This window comes from Heliomicrobium gestii, from assembly GCF_009877435.1.
GTDB classification, from domain to species: domain Bacteria; phylum Bacillota; class Desulfitobacteriia; order Heliobacteriales; family Heliobacteriaceae; genus Heliomicrobium; species Heliomicrobium gestii.
In genome coordinates, this window is sequence record NZ_WXEX01000006.1 from 159,610 (window position 1) to 181,037 (window position 21,428).

The following is a 21,428-nucleotide window of genomic DNA, read 5'->3' on the forward strand; positions in this document are numbered from 1 at the left end:
TCAAAAAATTTACGACCAGTAGTTCACGCTGACGAAGTGGGAAGAGCCGGGTTCGAGATGAACCCGGCTCTTTTTTGATTGTCTTAAACAATCAATTAGTTGACAGTAACGGTTTGAGTAGCAGCATCCCAGTTGGCGGTGATGCCCAGCGCTTGAGCAACCCACTTGACGGGGAGCATGATACGGCCGGGATCCGCAACTTCGGGAGCGACATCCATGGTCATGGGAACACCATTGATGGTCAGAACGCTGCTGCCAACTTGCAGTTTGACAACGCGGTCACCTTTGATCAGGATAACCGACTGGTCATCAGCGTTGTAGGAGATGTTGTTGTCGTCCACACCAACGGCTTTCGCTACGAAGCGAAGGGGCACATAGGTGCGATCGCTCTTGATGTAGGGAGCGGCATCTATTACGGTTTCAACGCCGCCGATGGTCATCTTGCTTTCGCCAATCTTGAAGGTGGCGGTGCGTTTTTGGTTTTGGTCAGCAGGGGTGATGACCTTACCTACAGCCAGCTTGACAGCCCAGCTTTGATCGAATTCACCGGAGTCAACAGTGGTGCTGGAACCGGATGTGCTCGAGGGCAGGCTGGAGTAGCTGGTGTATTCGGAACCTTGATAGTAAATCGAGGTAGCGGTCTTGTCGTTTTCGACGATCGCGTTGCCACCGATTTTCGCTTCAATGGTACCTTCGGGAACGCTGCGGTCCAGGTCGACCTTGACGTTGGAGATCTTAATCTTGGAAGCTTTGGTACCGCTGGACTTGATGGGAATGGTCAGGGTGGTGTCATCGTCCGTCTTGGCGATGCCGTCTTTGTCGAGGTCAACGTCACCTTCGACAACTTCAACGGTCGGAACAGCGCTCCAGGTTACACCGTCAGTCAGTTTGACTTTCAGTTCACGGTAGCCGCTGCCGCCCAGCTTGTCATCCATGATGTTGCCTTTATCGGTTTCAGCAATGATGATGTCGTTCAGCGGTTGCTCTTTCACACCAACGCGAAGCTCTTTGGCGTCGTTCGTGGCGGAGACGGGCAGAGTCGCTTTGGAAACAACCAGTTCGCCTTCAGCGCCAGCGCGTCCGGACACTTTGGCTTTGATTTCGCCGTCAGTGTTGCCCTTGACGGAGAGGTAGAACTGAACTTCCAGTTCAGCTTTGGTCTGGGAGGGAGCGCCGGTGTAGTTGATTTCTACATAGCTGTCTTTACCGTCGATTTTGGCTTTGACAGCGGACTCGGCTTCCCAGCCAGTGGTTTTCGCGGTGTATGTTTTGATGCCGGTGACTTTTACCCAAGTCGGGAAGTCAACGCGAACCTTGCGGTTTCCGGTCAAGGAACCAGCAATGTTTTCTTTGATGTTGATCTTGGCAGTTTTGGTGTCATACTGACCGGCAACTACGTTTTCAACATCGCCGACCAGCTTGACGGTCGTGCCGAAATCAGCGTAGTTCGCAACGACGATATCGGCGTCATCAACGTTGTCAGCCACTTTGCCTTCGATGCTAGCGGTCACATCACCAAAAGCAGCGTCGGAGTCAGGCGAGATGATCGGGTTGACTTCAATGATACCACGGTCCGTCGTCGTTGCAGGCAGGGTGCCGTAGACGTTCAGGGTGCGGCTATCCGTGTCGAGGCTGGTGGTGAAGGAAACGCCGGAGAAGCCACCGAGACCGCTGACATAGGAGTCGCCGGAGGCGGTGCCAGTGGAAGTAGCGTCAACCCATTTGAAGTTGCTGGGGAGCTTCACGGTGAAGAGGGGGGTACCGGAGGTAGCGGTTACAGCACCGATGGAACCGGCATAGTTCTCTTCGATGCGGATGATGCCGCCTTGGCTTCCGCTGTTGTCGCCGATCGTTTCGACCTTGACGCAGGAAGCGGTGGTCTTTTGACCGGTGGCAACACGACCGATGACGTATTTGCCGCCGCTCAGACCGGAGTCAAGAGCGGTAACGTTGGCTTCAATGTCGCCGCCGTCGAAACCGTCAATTTTGACGTAGGGCTTGATGGCAACGGAGTCGGATGCAGCAACGCCACTAGACGTTGCGTACTCGGAACCAGCGGGGGGCAATTTGATGGTCAGCGTGTAGTCGCCGCTCTTCGCAACAGTCAGGCCATGGTTGCCAGAACTGCTAAGTTGGTTACCGTTCCAGAAAACATACTTGTAGACGTCGCCGCCGATGGCAGTAGCGCTGTCATCGAGTTTCACGCCAGAGGGCAGGGTGTACATAAAGGAAGTGCCAGGCTGCATGTCGCTCGGGGTGTCGCTGTCTTCTTTCAAAGTCAGTTTACCGAGTTCTTGTTTCGTCGCGTCGTCGGCGATGCTCTTCACGATGTCGACCGAGTTGTTCGTCATCGCGAACGCAGAGGGAACCATCAAACCAGTCAGCAGACCGGCCGCTGCCAGAGAGGCAACGAATTTTTTCGTGTAGCTCACCAATGTTCCTCCTCTTATTTGTTGTGTTAATTCGCATGAACTTCAGCCGGGAACATAATTCCGCCTAACTGAAATCCTTACGCATTCTTAGACAACCCAGAGGAGAGAAAGGTTCCCTCTACGTCGAAAAAAAATCAAAAAATTTTCTTTCCGTTATGTTCTGTTTCGCCTCTTATATTTCTCCATTTTTTATGGCGAATCAAACTCTTCAAGCATGAGAAAGTGGAGCAGAAGCCGGACGAATCCGGCTTCTGCTCCCATATTATCTCTCTTAGTTAATGGTTACCGTTTGGGTGGCGCCATCCCACTTGGCGGAGATGCCCAGGGCTTGAGCAACCCAGCCAACCGGCAGCATGACACGGCCGGGGGCGACGATCTCGGGAGCGGTATCCATCTGAATCGAAACACCGTTGACGGTCATGATGTTGCTGCCGATGGTCATTTTCACGACGCGGTCGCCTTTGATGAGGACGACGCTCTGGTCATTGCTGTTGAACATCATGTTGCTGTCATTGACGCCGACAGCTTGGGCCACATAGCGGACGGGCAGGTAGGTGCGGTCATTTTTGATATAGGGGGCTACATCCATCGTCGATTCCACACCGCCGATGTTCAGTTTGCTGTTGCCGATTTGGAAGAGGGCGGTGCGTTTTTGTTCGCCGGGAGCCGGGGTGATGACTTTGGCCACGGTCACTTGGACAGCGGTGCTTTGGTCGAATTCGCCGGGGTCGATGACGCCGGCATTGCCGGATACTTCTGCGCCGGTGTTGTCATAGTACTTAGCGGCGTCTTTGTCGTTTTCCACGACGGCGCTGCCTTTGATCTTGGCGGTGACGTCACCTTCGGGAATGGTCCGGTTAAGGTCTGCTTTGATATCGGAGATCTTGACCTTGCTGGCTTGGGTACTGCCGGCTTTGACAGGGATCGTCAGGAAGGAGCCGTCCTTGGAGATGTTGTCCGTATCCAGTTCCAGGTTGCCTTCGACCACTTGGACGGTCGGGGTGGAGGACCATTCGACGCCGTCAGACAGTTCCACCATGATGTTCCGGTAGGCGCCGTCAATCTTGTCGCTCATGATCCGGCCTTTATCGGTCTCGGCGATGACGATATCGCTCAGGGCTTGGTTCTTGACGCCGACGCGAAGCTCCCGAGCTTCGGCGGTGGCAGTGACGGCTTGCACGGCTTTGCCCAGAATGGCTTCGCCTTGGGCGCCGGCACGACCGGATACAACAGCTTTGATATCCCCTTGGGCGTCGCCCTTCACGGAGACTTCCAGCGTTACTTCGAGTTCGGCTTTGCTGGTTCCGACGCCGTTGCCGGTGTAGGTGAACTCGATATAGCTGTCTTTGCCATTTACGGTCGGCTCGACAAAGGCATCACTGGCGCCCGTTTTGACGTCCCAGTTTTTGATGTTGGTCACTTTGACCCAAGAGGGCAGATCCACGCGAATTTTACGTCCTTTGAACAGGGAGCCGGCGATGTTTTCTTTGATGCTGAGCTTGGTCAATTCGTTGTCATACTGACCGGCCAGGGCGGTTTTCAATTCGCCTTTGGCGGCGATGGCTGTGCCATAGTCGGCGTAGGTAGCCACAGTGATGTCGGCGTCGGACACGTCGCCTGTTTTTCCTTCTACAGAAGCGACGATATCGCCGTATTTCGCATCAGAACCGACATTGATGCCAGGGGTGATTTCAATGATGCCGCGGTCGGCGCCGGTGCCGCTGAGGTCGCCATATACCTTCAGGGTGCGGTCGCCATCGACAACGGTCGTGAAGGTGACGCCGCTGAAGCCGGCCAGGCCGTTGACCAGGGTGTCGTTGGCATCCAGAGCATCGTCAATCCATTTGTAGTTGTTGGGCAGTTTGACGGTAAAGAGGGGGTCTTTTGTGGTATCCGTCGCCGTTACTTTCTCCAGCGATCCGGCATAGTTTTCTTCGATGCGAATGATACCGCCACGGGCATCCTGCTCACCAATGGTTTGGACTTTGATGCAGGAAGCAGCGGTCTTCTGTCCCGTTGCCACACGGCCGATAACATACTTGCCGCCGGTGACGCCGGAGTCAAGGGGATTAACGGTCGCTTCAATATCGCCGCCGTCAAATCCATCCACTTTAATCAGCGGTTGAATGGAGATCATGTCTTGGATATTGTTGTCCTGGAGGCCGGAAGGCGTTTGAATCGTCAAGGTGTAGTCGCCGCTTTTGGTAACAGTGAATCCATAGTGACTGCCACTGTTGGAGAGTGGTTTGACGCCATCAACGGGGTCGTTGTAGTAAACCATATCGTAGACAGCGTTAGAGGCAAACTTGATTCCCGAGGGCAGTGTATAGGTGAAGGAAGTCGCTCCTTGGATATCATTGGTGAAATCGCTATCTTCTTTCAAGGTCAGTTTGCCCAGCTTGACACTGGTCGCATCGTCTGCGATGCTCTTTACAATATCAACAGAGTTGTTGGACATGGCCATCGCTGCCGGAGTCAGCATCGTCGTCATGATTAAGGCTGTGGAAATAGAAGCGACTGTCTTTTTCAGCTTGTTCACAAAAGTTCCTCCTACATTTTAGTGATTGCTTTCTTTTTCTCTTCCGGTCTCTTGGCTTTGTGCTGTCGTCTTTATCGCGGCAGCATCCCCCCTTTATCTATCGTCATCAGGTCGATTGGTTGTCTGTTTGCCGTCTGATATAAAAGTTCGCGCCGTCTGACCCCTTTCTGTCCATCGCCATTCATCCATTTTATTCCTTATCATCTCTGCACCGTCAGGTAGTTGTGTTCTCTTTCGCAGAACCGATATAATGAAGGTACTTAAAATCAAAAGGAGGGGGTTTCATGGCTACACGTTTTCTAATTCAGTTATTCGCAATGACCATCTTCTTTCTGTCTCTTGTCCCTGCTGCCCTCGCTTCAATGGAATGGCGTTCTACAGGGCCGCAAACTCCTGCACAGGTGATCAAAGCTACGAAGGATCTGCCGCCGGAACAGTACTATCTATTGATGGACGGCAAACTCTACCGGGCCAACAGTGATGATGCGTTTACCTTGCTTAGCAACGACAAGGTCTGGGACACTTATGTCAAGGACGACGGAACCCTGTATGCGCTAAAGGGAGCGGATAAAAAGTCCTTGACGATTGAGAAATGGGACAACGCCCTGCAACAGTGGTCAAAAGTCTGTAATGCCCCAGAGGACACCGTACATTTTGCTGTCGCCTCGAACGGAGCTGTCATTTTCGGGATCAATCGTCCCGGCACGCACATATGGAAACTGAACTTGACCCCGGCCGGCGACGCCAACTGGATCCAGAAATCCGAAAACGGCGGATACCGTTTTGCATCCACTCCTGATGGGATCGTCTTCACCCGAGAAGAACAAGAGGTGGGCAACAAACGCAGCACGGATTATGGTTCTACATGGCGGACTGTTCAGGGAGCGGAAACCTTTGAACAGTACTACGTCTCGCCGAATTACAGAGAAGACGACTCCGTCTTCGCAATCAGCGGTCACGGGAGGGTATATAAGTCCACCAGCCGTGGCGAGGCTTGGACCGATGCGACGGACGGAATCGAGCAGCATCCTCCCTTTACCGCCTTGGCCTTTTCGCCCAGTTTCAATCAGGATCAGACGCTGTACGTGGCGGATAAAGAGGGAAAGCTCTATATTTCAAAAGATCGCGCAGCTTCCTGGGCTTCTATCAATGTGCATCTCCCCGGAGGACAGACCTTAACCAGCCTGGTTATCTTGCCGAATCAAAAGATTGTCGCCGGAACCGACAGAGGCCCTGTGCTTCTGAAAGACACCACTCCCGCCTCATCGAAACCGCCGAAGACGCAGAAGGAACCTATGTCGGTTACCTTTACCCTCGGCAAAGACACCTACCGGATCAACAATGACGAGTGGCAAATGGACGCGCTTCCCTATTATAAAAATGACCGTCTCTATGTGCCGGTCCGATATCTGTCCAATGGACTCGGGATAACTGACAAGAATATTCAATGGAATGATGAAACCCATGAAGTGACACTGACCAGAGGCGCTCAGAAGGTCAAATTGTACACAGACAAACGGGTAATGCTCGTAAATGACAAGGCCACGTTGATCGATGTCTATCCTGAGATGACGAATGACCGCCTCTACCTGCCGATGCGCTGGGTTGCCGAGGCTTTTGGCGCCACCGTCTCCTGGAACGCCTATGACCGCGCAGCTACCCTCGTTTACGAAAAAAACGCAGAATGAAAGGAATGAGTGGAACTTTCCACTCATTCCTCTTGTCTAATGTAATGTCACTGGTTTTGTTCTGGTGATTGATGGGGGAGAGGAATTCTGTCTGATCATAAAGATCTCATCCTCGCCGCCCAGTCCGGCGACAGCCAAGCGTTTTCACAGCTCGTGGAACTGTACCAAAAACGTGTCTACGGTTTAGCCGTACACCTGACCGGTAATCTCGATGATGCGAATGATTTGGCGCAAGAAGCGTTCATCCGCGCCTATCGATATATCGGAAGCTTCCGGTTAGAGTCCGATTTTGGCACTTGGCTGCACCGGATTACGGTGAACACGTGGATCAATATGAATCGCAAAGGCCGCAATGTGGTCATTGAGTCTTTGGATGAGGACTGGAATGACAGCACCAAGGCCAGTCGAGAGGTGGCTGCCACGACAGGCGACCCGCTCGAAGCCTTCGAATCGGCAGAATTCAAGACCATGCTTCATCAGGCGCTCCAGCAGTTGTCCGATGAACACCGGACCGTCTTGGTTCTGCGAGAGATCTACGATTATTCCTATGAAGAGATTGCGACGGCGACCGAGACTTCTCTCGGCACGGTGAAGTCTCGCATCAACCGGGCCAAGTCGCAGATGCGCAGTGTCTTATCATCGTTAGCCGGTCAGTTTGGCTTTCTTCTGCCTGGTGAGACGACACAAAGGAGGTGAGCATCATGAAGCCCGTTCGTAACGGCATGACACAAGTTCATGAGTTTGAGTTGTGGCGGCAGGCCGAACTGGCGTTACGGCAGCTTCCACTGGAGATGCAGCCTCCTGATCGTTTTGCCGCTCAAATAATGGAACGCATCGCCCGGGAACAGATAACACCGCTTCCCGTACCGTCGTCATCAACCCGTCCGGTTGATATGCGTCGCTGGGTGGCTTCCGCCGCTGTATTTCTGCTGGCCCTTGGGACAGGAAGTGGCGTCTATGTGGCGATGCAATCGTCATCGCCGACAGGTCCTTCTCCTTCCGTGGTGGCGCAACAAGATGTTGTTCCAGACTCACTGCCGAAACAAAGTGCAGGGGATGTCAGCAAATCTTCTGTAGCGAATGGCGAGACCCCGAGTCAGGCAGACGACCTGTCTGGGAATTCTCCTGCCAACGCTCCCAAAGTGACCGTTCAGACCCCACAATCGTCGGTAGGAAAAAGCCAACCGTCGGTTGCGCCGGTCGCTCCCCCACCGGATACGGCAAACGATCTCTCCGTAGCCAAAAGTGAGAGGACCTACCTGTTAAGCAAGCCCATGGTCATTCAACGGACACTTCTTCGCTATCGCGTCGCTTCTCTTGACACCAGCGTCGAAGCCGTGAAAAAAGCAATCGCCCAGGTCAACGGACAGCTTGGCAGTGTGAGCTTGCAGCAGTCTCAAGGACTTACCATTCAGAACCTGACGGTTAAGTTGCCGCCTGATCGACTGCAAGCGTTTATTCAGGCGCTCTCACTTGGCGCGCTGGTGGAAAACAAGAGCGACAATCAGGATGTGACGAACAGCTATCAGGATATGGTAACACAGGTCAATTTCCTGAAAGGTCAGTTGAGCACGACCCCTGCGGCGCAACAACCTGCCTTGTCAAATAAGATTCAATCGTTAGAACGGCAAATTACTACCTTGGACCAGGAATCAGCCACGCATACCGTGGTTCTGATGATGGAAACAGAAAATGGACAATGATGCTACCGATTACTAGACTGTCGACAACGAACTTTGTCGACAGTCTTTTTTTCTGGCCCAAATTAGGTTCGTCGGCGGGGAACTTTGGGAATGTCAAAATTGGGTTAATGTGTAGCAAGTTAGGCTGTGTCATTATTGATTTTTTTGTAATTTCGAGATATATTAGGAAATAAATATTTTGCAAGGAGTGGTGATTATGGTGAATCGGAAAGTCGTGATTGGAGCATTCGTTCTCTTTCTACTAACACTGACCTTTGCATCGAGCGCATTTGCGGCCACAAATAACAGTGTCAGTGACCTCCCCGTTGTCGACGCCGACAAGAATGAACAAAAATTAGGGGTTTTGTCTTTACAGGAGGATCCCGATTTCCCAGAGGATCTTCAGTCTAACGGTACGGTAACGATTGAGTTTCCACCAGGAGTGACGATTGACGACACGTCAGTTAGTGTAGAGAAAATGGTCTATTGGCAAGTATATCCAGACGAATTTGATGTGATTACGCACTTCGGTGGTCAAGTAAGAAAAATTGACGATTCTGTGTTACAAATCACCCTACCCAACACGTCACGTCAAAACAGAGAAGCCATCACCATAACGCCTTACGTCAAAGTGGGCACTATTTTAGGGGATAACATCGAGGTTCGGATTGACGGTTCCGACGCGGGAATTACCAACGGGACATACGAATTAGCGAAAGTTAGTTCCCCCACAGATCCGAATAAACCCATAATTCTTTTTAACTTATCTGATCCGGACCTGTCTATAGACGGTACAATGGCAACGATAAGCACCAACGTATTTCCCTTAAGTTCAAAGGGAATTGACCGTCCAGCTACAATCGCATTTCTTTTACTTGACGGAAACGAGCCCATTCAAATGGCCGCACTGACAGGCGACTTAGTAAATAAACGTCTCCAGGCTTCTTTCCAACTTACGAAGAACCAGAATTATTCCTTCAAATGTGTTGTCTGGGAAGACGTGAAACACCGCAGGCCATTGTCATCTGAAAAAACAGTTTCCATTTCGCCCACAATGCCTTAATCATCCATTTTACACTACTAGAAGAAAACACCGCTTCTAAGTCTGACGGCTTAAAAGCGGTGTTTATCTTTTGTCCGGTGGATAATGGCTACTGTCCACTTTCCATTTGTTTGTACCTGTCAATTTTTCGTATCAACTCGTCCAGTAAGACGGCGGCTAATGCTCTCGTCGCTGGTTCGTCCGATTTAAGCGACTCACTTTCTTCTACTTGGGACCCGTCCGAAAAACGGTCCGGAAATCCCATACGTGCTCGCTTCTCTTGAACAAATTGCAATAGTTGCTTTCCTGTGACGACGCCTGGTTGCATCCAAAAACCACTTTCCGCTGCGCTGGTTTCATCTCCGCCAAAGAGTCGTCCATAGAGCAGCCGCAACTCCTGCCGGTCAATGGGCTCATCGGGACGGAACGTCCGGTCCGGATAGCCGCGGATGATTCCCCGTCTCCACAGATGGGTCAGGGATTTCTCCGCCCAGTGTCCAGAGAGGTCTTTAAGCTCCCCGCCATTCCGTTTTGGTATGGTCATATACCTACCGATCACCTGCCCACCCGCAGAAGTCGCCACGATTTGGTACCCGCTCTCTCCGGGACTGGGCACTGTCCACCAGGCATATTCCCCGTTGGCGAGCACAGGCACATGGATTTTTTCATTTCCTAGGCTGGGATAGATCCATATGTCGGTTCCGTTGGTCTTGCCAAGAATAAACAACTGTTGATCGACGGGAATAAGCGATGTGCTCAGGGTGATCTGCGGCTCATTGGACGGTTTCCCTGTTCCAGCTACGGTCACCGCCCCGGCATAATGAGCTCCGGCGCTCGCCGGTTCGGCAATGGGCGACCATTGGATCGTTGCGCCAGACGCGATCAGTTCGGCCGGTACAGGCAAGCCTTGCTTGGTTACAGCCGTCAGAGAAAATAGCGGTATCCGCTCATTTTTAGCGGTCACGATCTCTTTTTTCCGTTTGTCATACTGCTGGACCAAGGCCATGCGAGGCGCGGCGCTCTCAATGATACGAAGCGCTTGTATTTTGTTGTCGCTGCCGAGCGTCATCCATCCCCATGCGTCAATTGGAATCGCCGTGAGATCAACGGGCATATCCCAGCGTTGTAGCACGGCATCCGGCTTTAGCTCACAACGGTGCAACCGTTGAAACTGGTCGGTGAAGTAGATCAGCCTGTCTTTCGCTGAGGCGAAAACGATCTTTCCCCAGAGAGACTCGCTTGTGGCTGCCACGCCATAGGCTTTTTTATCCTGTCCGACGAGGTTCGCCTGTAAATAGTCGCCGCTGCGCAATTCCCGGAGGTCTACTTTCTCACCGTTGCGCCGTATCGTTGCGCCGCTCAGGACGGGCAGTGCGCCGTACCCTTCCATCTCCATCTGATCTCTATCTGGAGACTTTGTCAGCAGGCCTTGCACGACCGTGCGCACAGACTCAATCTGGGTAACTTCCTGTCGTTGCGGGTCAATGGTCAGACGAACCTGGCTCCCCGGCAAAATCGTGTCAGCTTGGCGATTGGTCAGGATCGGCCCCGGAACAAAGGCCTCTCCTTCCGGTTTTATGACGGTATGGATGGGCAATCCCGGTGAGGCGTGATAGACTTTTTTGTCGCCGATCAACGTCAACTCTTCTTTTTCCGTTGACCATTGCTCAAGTCTTCCTTCTGTTTTTTGGTAAACCGCATCCACTTGCATGGCTTTCTGACTGCCCGGATGGATCCAGACAAAGGCGGCGGCGCCTTTCGCCTCAACGGGCCATATCGGTGTTCCCTGGCCGTTGACCGTGATTTTTGCTGCCGTATCAAGGGCATAGGCATGATCTGCCAACCTGGGCTCTATCGGAAGGATATAGTTTTTGCCTCCGGCGACAGCCACCTCTGCGCCTTGCAATCGTACGGCCCGCGACATGGCATAGATGCATCGGGGAGACTGATAGAACTGGGTTCCCCTGGGGAAGGTCGCCTCAGCTTCTTTCTTCAACTGGTCATTGAATACCCATTGCAGCGCCACTGACTGATTCCGAGTCATCTCCTGCAAAGAGGCGTTGCCGGAGGGGCTGGATTCAAGTAACGGTTGCCCCATCACTAAGGCAAACGGTTGCTGGTCAACGGTGATCCGCGCGCCGGTAACAGTTACACGGTATGTGCCAGACTGGGGTTTTGCGATGATGACTTGCTCGACGTTGTTTTTCTGGTCCCGCCCGATTATACCCATGTGCGCATTGCCCGTATAGGTGGTCCCATCTGGAGCGGTAACGGTTACATCGAGATCATTGACGAGCCGTCCCTCTTGATCGATGGGGTCTGTCCAGGCGAGCGTGATTTTCAAGGGCGCTTGATCTGTCCATGCTTTCACTTCATAGCTTTTCTTCCCGTCAGGGCCAATGCCTTCTACATCGTCAATCGAGGAAAAGCTCCGCTCATTAAGGGATAATATGGTCCGGCCGACATCGAGGAGACCAAAGGTGGTTTTGTCGGCGGACTTGTTTTCTGTATAGTTCCGCGCCCCGTTGATCAGGGCAGCTTTCAACAATGCCGCGGAAGGATTCCTGTCCTCTATCTCCCGGTAATACTGCCGCAACAGCGCTGTCGCGCCACCGGTGGCCGCCGCGGCCATGCTTGTCCCCTGCATCCGGCGGTACAGGTGTTCTTCATCTTCGGGAACTCCGGGCAAACGCGGCGCTGTCGAGATGATGGCCATCCCCGGCGCCAGCAGATCCGGCTTGATTCGCCCGTCTGTCGTCGGCCCCCGGCTGGAGAGCTCGGCCATCTGTTGGATATCGCCGCCGCCGGAGGAACCGTTCGGGCGGGCGCTGGCCGACGCGCCGACGACGAGGGCGTTTTTGCTGGTTCCCTCACAGGTCAGGCTGTTCGGATCGGGTCCCCTGTTTCCTGCACCGAATACGGCGAGAAAGTCTTTATGCAAGAAAGAAAACCGGTCTGTCTCCAGGGCTGTTTTGTTGTATGTATTTCCCGGCGTTCCCCATCCGTCTACATGGATGTGGGCGTTCGCTTTGTAGGCGGGTTCGTATAGTTTGCTTATATCTTCCGGCGGCGCCACTTGGCCCGATTTGTCGATGATCCCCTGGATATAGAGGCTCGCCTGCGGGGCGACACCTCGATATTTTCCTTGTGACGCCGCGCCCGTGCCGGCGGCGATGCCGGCCATGTGGGTGCCATGTCCGCTGTCGTCGGCGATGGGTCCATCGGCCCAGGACTTGATGTTCAGGACTTTCGGCACGTTTCCCGGCAGGCTTTTGAAGTCTGGATGGAGATCATTCATATTGCCGCTGTCCAGCCCGCTGTCGGCGATGGCGATGACCTCTCCCTGCCCTTGAATCCCTTTTTTGTGGATGACCTCCGGCACAGCCACCAGCGACGCGCCGATGATATCCCGGGTCCGGTCGTTTAAGAGTTCGGGCCTGGCCTGCGTTGTCGCCGTCGCCGCCGTAGGCGCTCCCGCCGCAAAGGCACTCTTCCCCATGGGCAGTCCGCCCCAGGTCAGGACAAGGATCAGGCCCATCGCTATTGATCTTCCCAGGGAGCCGACACGTTTCATTGGTCTCATCTCCCAATCGTGGGGCTTTATCGCTTCCCTTGTCGCAGCACGGCCCAAACGAACCGCGGCAGGTTTAGCTGCCGCTTCCACCGCGCCGGTTCTTTGACAAGCCGGTAGAGCCATTCCAGATGCCACTGCTGGCACCATTGGGGCGCTCGCTGGACACGTCCGGAGAAGACATCGAGGCTGCCGCCGATGCCGATGGCAACGATGTCGTTCAGTGTGGTCGCCCGAAAAAAGTCTCGAATCCATTGTTCCTGTCGGGGCGCGCCCAAACCAACAAAAAGCAGGCGGGGCTTCGCTGCGTCGATCTGCAGGTGGAGCGCCGCCTGTTCTGATGCTGATATATAGCCATGGGCGGTGCCGGCGATTTGTAAACCGGGAAAACGGTCACACAAACGCCGGGCGGCTTCCTCTGCAACAGATCGCTCTTCCTCTGGGGAGGCCTCTTTCCGTCCAGGTTTGCCTCCATAGAAAAAGCAGGGCCAACCCTGTTTTGCCGCTCGGGCCAGGAGGTCGGCCATCAAATCGATGCCGGTGACTCGCTCTGCCACCGGTTTTCCGAGTATGGACGCTGCCCAGACCACACCGATCCCGTCGGCAGTGACCAGGGAGGCTTCGGAGAGCAGTTGTCGTATGGATGGGTCATGGTGGGCGCTATAGAGGATTTCAGGATTTGCTGTGACGATTTGATGGCGACCGCCTGATTTGATCCGTCTTTCGATTTCCTGAATCGCCCCCGCCATCGTTAGCCTGTGCACCGGTGTTCCGAGGATATTTACCGTTTCAAGGATATTTGCCGTTTCGATGCTTCTGTTCCCTTCTATCCCGTTCATTTGCCCCATGGCTTTGTGGCCTCCACGCTATGGATTATCTCTCTGCCTTCCAGCAGTTGCAGGGCCATGCGGGCCGTTTTTTCAGAGCGCTCACTCATCTGTTCGGCCCAAAGGCGCGCTCTTTTCCTCTCCCCATCATAGTCGTCCAGTATCCGTTCCACTTCGACCATGAGTGTGTCCGGATTGAGCGGCGTCCCATCTCCAAAAGCCGGACGTTTCATCTCATTCATCATGTCTCTCACCTTGGGATCATAGGCGATCCCCACGACAGGCACGCCCTGCATGGTCGCAAAGATCAACGCATGCAACCGGACGCCAATCACCAGGTCCGATGCGCCGATGATGTCGATGGACTCTTGGAAGTCCGCATGATGTTGGATCACCTGGACAGACGGGTGCTGGAGCCGACTGGCCAATTCGATGCTGTACGGGGTGTCTTCTGTACGGTGCATCGGCAGAAAGGAAACGCGCCATCCCCGTGTGAGGAGGTACTCGGCGACGGCCAGCACCGATGATTCGAGTTCGGCAAAGTCCGGCCAGCGCCGCAGGCAAAAGACCGCCTGTTTGCGCCCTGTTTCCGCTGCACGCCGGCTCCCCTGCCTGTTGTATAAGGAGAACACAGGGTCCGCCGTTACGACAATGGGGGGGGCATTTACCCCCCACTGGCGCAATCGCTCTTGTGATGCAAAATCTCGCAGTGTGATTAAATGGGCTTTGTTGGCCACCATGCGGATCAATCTTTGGCCAAAGGCGCGACGCACAGGGCCGATCCCCTGGGCGTAAAACATCACTTTTCTTCGAAACAGACGGGCAAGCGCGATGACGAGCAGGTAGTATGGAATCGTAAGGACACCGGTCACATCCTGCAGGAGACTGCCGCCGCCGCTGATCACCAGGTCGGCCCGCAACAACGCCGTGATGACGGAAAAGGGGTTGTAGCGGTGTACCGCTTCCACCTGGTGCAGTCGTCGGGTGAAGGCCGGCTTTCCGGATAAGACGACGATGTGCACATCAGGACGCAACCGCTGCAGCGTTTCTATCATGGCTTTGAGCAGCGCCTCATCGCCTGCGTTGTCATATCCGAAATAACCGGAAAGTACAATTGTGGCCACGTATTTCCCTTCTCCCGGCACTAGAGTCCCGATCTAGCCGTATTTTAACACGACTGGTCTCCAGTTGCCAACCTGCGCCGCCCTTTCCCTTCCGATTCGCGCCCTCTCTCCTCTCATCGCGCTTGGTTCAAGAAAGAGGTGATCACCGTGGCGGCTTCGGCCCGCGTCGTCGAACCCCAGGGATCAAAGCGGCCATCGGGACGGCCGCTGATCAAACCGGCGCGCACCGTCTGGGCGACGCTGTCTCGCAAGTTCTCCGATGTATCGTACCAATCGGAAAAGTTCTCCGGTGATTTCCCGCTGCTCAACAGCATCCTTCCGTTGAGCGCTCGACCCAGCCAGGCGGCCATGTCTTGACGGGTGATCGGGCTGTCCGGCGAGAAAATGCCGCCGTCCGTGACGATCCCCTGTTGCATCGCCTGGCGGAGCGCGCCGGCAAACCAGGCGTCGGCCCGGACATCATCGAAGGGCACCGGTCCCGCCATCGGCGTGCTCTTGCCGACGACACGCATCAGCAGGGTGAGAAACTCGGCCCGGGTCATCGGCTTATCGGGATCGAAGACCTTTGACGCCGTGCCGTTGATCAGGCCGCGCCCGGCCAAGGCTTCCACCTGCGGGCGCGCCCAATGGCCCACTAGGTCGATAAAGGGCGCTTGCGCCGCGCTGCCGTAGAGATTCGCGCCTGTGCTCCCATAACCCTGAGCGCCGTAGGCTCCGTAACCGCCAGGATAGGTGCCATAGCCGCTGGTGGCCCCGTACTGGCTTGGATTATAGCCCGGTGTGTTCACGCTGTAACCCGGCCCGTACCCGGGTCCAAATCCTGGAGGGTAACCGGCGGGCGTCTGCTGCTGGGCCGAGTTGAATCCCGGGTATCCGTAACTGCCCGGTCCGACGTTTGGACTTGTGCCGGGAAACAACGTGCTGGCGCCGGTCGGTGTCTCGAACAAGGCGAAACGGCCGAACTCTTCGACCCGCGCGTTCACGGACCGGTCGGCTGTGTTGACAGAACTGGACACCTCTGACCAGGTGCTGCCGTTCAGCCGGTAAATCCTCAATGAAGCGGGATTGCTGACCCGCCAGTAATCGTAAAAGAAGGAGAGGTAGACGGGATCATCATTGAAATCATCATCGGAATAGCCGTTGTCGCTGTAGTTTGAGTATTTGATCAGGGAGAATTCGTAGGCCGAGCCGACCCGCACCTTTCCGGGCGGCGCTGACGCGGCGTTGTCCACGTACTCCTGTAGTCCCACGGCAGAACCGCCGGAATCTTCGGACCGGTCCAGGTATTTCGACGGGATCTTCAGTTCCACATCAGGCGTGCTGATCCGCACGCTACCGTCAGAGTACCCTTTGAAGGCGCCTCCTGCAAAGGCGACAAAGCGGTTTTTTTCCGTTTTCACCGATTCATCGCTACCGTCGATGTCCCCGGGGTTGATGAGGACGATGTCCGACGGAGACACAGTGAAATCCAACGCGCCTTCCAAGGCGTCGGCGATATGGGTGCGGTCTTTAGACCGGCCGGAACTGCCGGTGCTGCTGTCGTATTCATCGGTCCGTTCACTCGCCTCGTTCGAAGCGTTGCTTTCCCGCGCCGGATCGGTGCCGGATGTCGCTTTATAGGCTTTTACATAGCGGTTATACCGCGTGTCCGGCGTCAGGCCCGATTCCCGGAACGAAGTCTTGTTCGCGTCCACCCGGCCGATCAGGTCATCGTTCTCGTCGTAAATCTTGAAGCCGGTCTCGCCGTAGGAGTTGTCCGTCCAGGACCAGAGGATCTCCCGGCTTCCCTGTTTCGTGCCGGTCAGATCGCTCGGCGCGGCCAATTCCTGTACATCAATGGTCTGGGCGCTTGAGTTCGCCGTAAGTTCACCCGTCGGGGTAACAAGATAAACAGCGATTTTGTGGAGACCGTCCTCCAGCGTGACGCTTTTCGAGTACTGTTTCTGCGTGGTGTAATAGGTCATGGTATCCAGAACGACGCCGTTCGCATCGTTTTGCAGGTCGATGATCTTAAACTTGCTGTTTGCAGGCGCAGTGGCCGTATAGGTCCAGGCCACCTTGACAAGGTTTTTGCCGGAAACCGACAGGGTCGGCTGCGGCGGCGCGTCATAGGCTGCTTCAGCGACGGTCAGCGTATCGATCCGGGCCAGGGGACCCTCCTGTTTCAATGGCAACGACGGCGGCAGCAGCGCCGTCAGGACAAAGCAGAACAGGGTGATGGCGGCGATGGAAAGGGGTTTGCGGTAGACCACGAATTCACCTGCTTTCTCAATTCATGTTTAACAGGCGGTCACGATAGTCCTGCTTCATCGTGTGTTGGAGAAAGTCAACAGAGCGGACGAGCATGGCCGCCGCTTCGGCGCGGGTGAGCGTCTCACCGGGGCGGAAATAGCCGTAGGCGTCGCCGCTGATGATGCCCAGCTCTTGGGCCACATAGATGGAATCTCTCGCCCAGGGGCTGATGTCGGCGTCATCGTAAAAGGGCAGCGGCGAAGCGCCGGAGGGGGCCATCGTCGCCAAGCCAAGGCCGCGGACGATGGCCGTCGCCGCCTGTTCCCGCGTCAACAGGCCGTAGGGGTCGAACCGGGTGGAACTGACGCCCGTCAGGATGCCTTTTTCCTCGGCCAGCTTCACCTCGTCATAGCCGGAGACGGTCGGCCCCAGGTCGGCAAAGGGGGACGGTTGGGGCGTTGTCTTCGTTTTGTTGCGCGGCGTCCCTGTGGCGCCGTTATAGCCGCTGGCGCTCGCTTTCGTCGCCGGTTTTTTGGCGGTGACTTTTTCGCCCGGCGGCGGCAGGTTCGGATAGCCGGCCGTATAGGCGATCATGCCTTGCGGACCCTCCGGTGAGATGACGCCCAGGGTCTGGACAAAGGCTCTCGCGAAATCCAGCCGTGTGATCGGTTGGGAGGGCCCGAAGTAGCCCTGCTGCATCCCCCAGGCTTTTACACCGGCAAGTCGTTGGATGTCCCCCTCGGCCCAGTGGTTGCGGATGTCTTCGTAATTGGGCACAAACAGCCGGTGCACCTTCGGGGTCGTCTGCCAGGACCACTCCTTCTCGCCACGGTCACGGCTGCTGTTGTTCCACTGGTAGGGCAGGTCATACTTGGCGATGACGGCGGAACTCCCCTGTTCGTGGATGAGGTAGCCGCCGTTGAAGCTGATGTTGACGGGGTCGTTGGATTGGTAGGACATCTCCCGGTCTGTGGACAGGTTGATCGTATAGTCGACTTGCCCATCCCAGGATTTCGTCAGATCCGGTCCGGAAGCCGCCGCCGTGGTGGTGGTGCTCCCGGGGGTGTATTGAAGGATCTGGGTCGTGCGCTGTGTCTCCGAACGGCCCCAGTTGTGGTCATAGCCAACGGTGTTGGCCGAGACGTCCACGGTGAGGCGGCCGGCGGTCTTGTTGACGCTGTAGATCTTCCGGCCTTCCCAGTTGCCGCTGTAGTAGTCGACGACGGGGTGTTTGTCCATGATCGTCGATTTGTTCAGCCGGTAGTCTTCCAGCTTGTACTTGACGCCATCGATCTGGATGTTTTCGCTGAACTTATCCACCTGAGAGGTGCGCACCACCTGGTTCTGGTCCTCCCGGTTAGCGCTCATCTCGACAAATGTGGTGGAGCGGCTCAGTTTGTTTTTGCCCGTATCGTCGGCCAGGGTGTAGGTGATCTTCGTCGTCGTCGTGTCGCCCGTTCCCGGGCTGACGGTGACTTTGAAGGTGCCCTTCATCAGGACCGGTTCGCCCGTCACGAAGACGTATTCCGAGTAGTCATACTCGTTGGATACGCCGCCCTCGACGGTCAGGTTGCTCGACTCCGCTCTTGCCGTCGATGGGTTGACCAGGATCGAGGCGGTAAATCCCAGGAGGAGCACTGCGCTTCCGATGCCGCGGAGTAATTTGCCCATTGGCGGAAGTCGCCTCCCTTATTGTTTGAATATGAAGCGAGCTTCCCCGCTTTGGGAATCACGGATAAAGAGGCATGTGTCGTTGACGCGGAGGTTACTGTTATTGATCAGGTCACGCTTGTCGATGACGACGGCGCTGCTCAAGCTGACCGTGGGGGTTGTGCTGTTGGGCAGCCAACGGCCGCTGGCGTCAGACCAGTCGCGGACCTGCTCCAGGACGGCGGTTTTGTCAGTGCTGTTGATGCTCTTGATGCGCGCCAAGGTCGTCCGATCCTGAGGCGGCTGCTCGGTGCTCGGCCCGTCCGCTTGCAGGGCGATGGCCAAGACACTGCCGTTTTGAACGAAGGCGTACAGATAGGTGTCATCAAACTGGCCGGAAGGCCCTTGATCCAGGAAGTCGCTGATCGGGAGTCGCGACGGTGTGACGCCGCGGAAGTCATAGACGACGGTGTTGTAGGTCGGTTTGATCGAGTTGACCCCATCGGTTCCGGAGAAGCGGCTCCAACTGTTGTCTTTGTAACGGCTGTAGAGGTGGAGCACGATTTTCCCGTCTTTGTCCATGGAACGGATGGAGCCCTGCACCAGACCGTCCTCCACGTTGTTGGTCTGAATCTGATCTTTATCGACAGTGATCAAGGCGGCTCGATAGCCGCTGCGCGTCGCGTCGGCAAAGGCTAAGATGGGATCGCCGTTTTGCAGTTGCTTCGGATCGACGAGACGGCCATTGCGCAGGATGATCGTCGAGTTGTCGACAGAGAGGTAGTTGCCATCGACATTGAGGCGCAGGCTGCCTCCCGGCACGTCGAGTTTGCTCACGCGGTCGTTGAAGGTTTCCATCGTTCCGTTCAAGACGGCCAGCCGGGTGATCGTCTTTCCGTCAAAGCCGTCGCTGGCGCTGAAGATGACTTTCTGTCCTTTGCCGTAGCGCAGGAAGGATTCTTTGGAGATCGGCTGTCCGTTGATGCTGACGGCGCCTGTCTGGCCGATGCGGCTTTGAACCTGGCCGGCCTCGGCCACCCAGGTTCCGCCGGCAAACTTGCTCACTTCGCGCAGGGTCACCAGCTTGGTGATCGGATTGATGTTCGTGATCGTCCCTTGGTAGACGGCCTCGACTTTCCGGTTGCGCACAGGAATCTCGATGACAGCGATATCGCTGCCCCGGTAATCGGATAGGCGCAAGGTGACCGGATCGCCGAGGGTGAGATCATCGAGGGTGGCGAATTCCTGCCCTTGGCGGACGATGACGCCGGGGCCATAGGGATAGTAGGCCTCTCGTCCCTGCTCATCGGTGATCCGCACGCCGTTGGCCTCGATGGAGGACAGCCGGCCCTGGCGAATCTTGCTTTCGTTGGGAATGGCGCCAGGGTCGGCCACCGGCAGGTCAGCCGTGACCGTGGTGATCCGATCGCCGGCAGCCTCAACACGCAGGTAGGCGCCGCCGGGGATGTCGGCCATCTTCCGTTCCTCACCGCTGATCCAGATGTGGGCCCCCGGGCTCAGTTGCCCTTGCTGGAGCCGGCCCCAGGGATCGAGGATGACGATCTGGCCGGTCTGCGGTTCATAGTTCATCAGGTTGCCTTCGAAGCTCCGGCTGCCGGGCAGGATTTTCAGCAGGTAGGCGCCGCTGATCTGCCCATTGATGGCGGGCAATGTGTACAGTTCGCCCTGATCGCCAGGCGCCAGCGCGTATCCGTCTTTGGCGCCATCCTTCCAGACGGCGATGCCTTCTCCCCAGGGGTTGTCAGTCGTGGCCCCGTTGATCTCCAGGGCCACCTTCTCCCCTCCCGGGCCCACGAGGTGGATCCGGCGGGCGCTGGCGCCGCCCGGCGCCGGATCGGTGTCATCGATATCATTGACACTGACGGGAAGGATGGCGCGATTCTGCGCCGGCAAGGCTTTCTTCAACCCGTTGACCAGGACGAAGGCGCCTTCGGCCCGGGTGACCGGCTGTTTCGGCAGGAACACCATCTGGCCCTTTTGCATGCGGCCGTTGATCAACCCTTCCCGCAAGGCCGACTCTATGTATGGGACGGAGTCGGCGTTCAAAAGGTTCCAGTCGGCATAGGCGTAGGTGTTGACGGGGCCCTCTTTGATGGGAGAGAGTTGCAGGGCTTTTGCCACCCACAGGGTCAGTTCTTCCCGTGTGACCGGGTCATCCCAGGTCCCCGTCAGCGGCCTCGCCGGATTGCCGAAGAGCCCTTTCGCCTGGGCGACGTCAATGATCCGCCGTCCCCATACCGACCAGGTGTCGCCGGTCAAGGGGCGTTTCCCCGGCGTCTGCAGGTCCGGCATCCAGCCGGTCAACTGGGCGATGCCCAGCAAGGCGTCCCGTTTGGAAAGCGGCGCGTCGGGGTTGGCCTTGCCCTGGCTGTCGGCGACGAGAAGTCCGTGAAGACCGGCCATGAAGAGGGGCTCCTCGGCCCAATGACCGGCCGTATCGGTGAAGGTCCCGTTTTGGATCAGGTTCTGGGCGTAGGGAACGCCGGCGATCTGGTTGGGCAGCACCGCCTGGGCCGCCGCCGCCGGTGCTGCCATGAGCAGCGTTGTCGGCAGCGGCGTCAGCAGCAAGGCCGCGCTTACGCACAGGGCGTGAATTTTACGTGTTTCTTTCCTCATGAAT

At 56.0% G+C, this 21,428-nt stretch carries 12 protein-coding genes; 4 read left to right on the forward strand and 8 right to left on the reverse strand.

Annotation, left to right across the window (positions count from 1 at the left end):
- Positions 1-95 precede the first annotated feature (95 nt).
- Positions 96-2,432: a copper amine oxidase N-terminal domain-containing protein gene (locus tag GTO89_RS08765; protein ID WP_161261695.1), complete on the reverse strand. Its 2,337-nt coding sequence runs from the start codon at positions 2,430-2,432 to the stop codon at positions 96-98.
- A gap of 271 nt (positions 2,433-2,703) precedes the next feature.
- Positions 2,704-4,971: a stalk domain-containing protein gene (locus GTO89_RS08770; protein WP_161261696.1), complete on the reverse strand. Its 2,268-nt coding sequence runs from the start codon at positions 4,969-4,971 to the stop codon at positions 2,704-2,706.
- A 284-nt stretch (positions 4,972-5,255) separates the two neighbouring features.
- Between GTO89_RS08770 and GTO89_RS08775 the strand changes: the two genes are divergently transcribed.
- From GTO89_RS08775 to GTO89_RS08790, 4 genes are all read left to right on the forward strand, one after another.
- On the forward strand, positions 5,256-6,659 hold the full coding sequence (locus GTO89_RS08775; RefSeq protein ID WP_161261697.1) for a copper amine oxidase N-terminal domain-containing protein: 1,404 nt from the start codon (positions 5,256-5,258) through the stop codon (positions 6,657-6,659).
- Positions 6,660-6,767: 108 nt separating this feature from the next.
- The gene (locus GTO89_RS08780) at positions 6,768-7,355 is read left to right on the forward strand and encodes a sigma-70 family RNA polymerase sigma factor (RefSeq protein ID WP_328793891.1); all 588 of its coding nucleotides are present in this window, start codon (positions 6,768-6,770) and stop codon (positions 7,353-7,355) included.
- A 5-nt stretch (positions 7,356-7,360) separates the two neighbouring features.
- Complete coding sequence (locus GTO89_RS08785) at positions 7,361-8,362, forward strand: DUF4349 domain-containing protein (protein WP_161261698.1); 1,002 nt, start codon at positions 7,361-7,363, stop codon at positions 8,360-8,362.
- Positions 8,363-8,558: 196 nt separating this feature from the next.
- Positions 8,559-9,404, forward strand: a complete 846-nt coding sequence (locus GTO89_RS08790; protein WP_161261699.1) for a hypothetical protein — start codon at positions 8,559-8,561, stop codon at positions 9,402-9,404.
- 88 nt (positions 9,405-9,492) lie between these two features.
- Here the strand turns inward: GTO89_RS08790 and GTO89_RS08795 are convergent, their stop codons facing one another.
- From GTO89_RS08795 to GTO89_RS08820, 6 genes are all read right to left on the reverse strand, one after another.
- The gene (locus tag GTO89_RS08795; protein WP_161261700.1) at positions 9,493-12,957 is read right to left on the reverse strand and encodes a S8 family serine peptidase; all 3,465 of its coding nucleotides are present in this window, start codon (positions 12,955-12,957) and stop codon (positions 9,493-9,495) included.
- Between the two features lie 26 nt (positions 12,958-12,983).
- Positions 12,984-13,802: a WecB/TagA/CpsF family glycosyltransferase gene (locus tag GTO89_RS08800; protein WP_235920339.1), complete on the reverse strand. Its 819-nt coding sequence runs from the start codon at positions 13,800-13,802 to the stop codon at positions 12,984-12,986.
- Positions 13,790-14,905 carry a polysaccharide pyruvyl transferase CsaB gene (gene csaB / locus GTO89_RS08805; RefSeq protein ID WP_161261701.1) on the reverse strand — a complete coding sequence of 372 codons (1,116 nt, stop codon included), beginning with the start codon at positions 14,903-14,905 and terminating at the stop codon, positions 13,790-13,792. The genes GTO89_RS08800 and csaB overlap by 13 nt, the downstream gene beginning before the upstream one ends.
- A gap of 113 nt (positions 14,906-15,018) precedes the next feature.
- Complete coding sequence (locus GTO89_RS08810; protein ID WP_161261702.1) at positions 15,019-17,157, reverse strand: S-layer homology domain-containing protein; 2,139 nt, start codon at positions 17,155-17,157, stop codon at positions 15,019-15,021.
- Positions 17,158-17,173: 16 nt separating this feature from the next.
- A complete protein-coding gene (locus GTO89_RS08815) occupies positions 17,174-18,808 on the reverse strand; it encodes an S-layer homology domain-containing protein (RefSeq protein WP_161261703.1) in 1,635 nt (544 codons plus the stop codon).
- Positions 18,809-18,826: 18 nt separating this feature from the next.
- The gene (locus GTO89_RS08820) at positions 18,827-21,424 is read right to left on the reverse strand and encodes an S-layer homology domain-containing protein (protein ID WP_161261704.1); all 2,598 of its coding nucleotides are present in this window, start codon (positions 21,422-21,424) and stop codon (positions 18,827-18,829) included.
- Positions 21,425-21,428 lie beyond the last annotated feature (4 nt).